The sequence below is a fragment of the Rhizobium sp. P2_G2 genome, assembly GCF_056403555.1.
This window is the reverse complement of the sequence record NZ_JBFUFF010000279.1, coordinates 1-588: the sequence shown is the minus strand read 5'-3', so window position 1 is coordinate 588 and position 588 is coordinate 1. Positions and strand designations below refer to the sequence as shown.

At 61.9% G+C, this 588-nt stretch carries 1 pseudogene; it reads left to right on the top strand.

Annotation, left to right across the window (positions count from 1 at the left end):
- A pseudogene (locus AC1D06_RS42740) lies at positions 1 to 588 on the top strand (OmpA family protein); the annotation flags it as partial.

Here is a 588-nt window from a genome sequence, read left to right as displayed (position 1 = left end):
GTTGTCTGGAACGCAGGTCGATCCCGCCCGCGTCCATTCGCAATGGCAATTCTATCAGAGCCTTGAGCCGGCGTTCGTGTTAAAGCGGCTGACGGCGTCGTTGGCTCCGCCCAAATCTGTTCTGCTTTCGATTGCCCAGGGTCGCATCGTTGCCGAGGGTGAGGCTCCCGACACCTGGATAGATCGGGCGCGCGCAGTGGCCCGACAGCTTTCGGTAGGCGGACCGGAATTCGCCATCTCCAAGGTTCGTGATGTGAGCCCCGAAGCACGCGCGGCGGAGCACTGGCAGGCCTATGTRTCGCGACTGGGRACCCAGCCGGGCATCATCGTCGCCCAACAAACGGCGAGGGGTGGACAATTCTACATTTCCGGCCTGAGAGACCCGCTTGGCGCCGACCCGCAGTCGCTGTTGTCTGGAACCCAGGTCGACCCCGCCCGCGTCCATTCGCAATGGCAATTCTATCAGAGCCTTGAGCCGGCGTTCGTGTTAAAGCGGCTTACGGCATCGCTGGCTCCGCCAGATACAGTACGTCTTTCGATTATCCAGGGTCGCATCGTTGCCGAGGGTGCGCATCGTTGCCGAGGGTG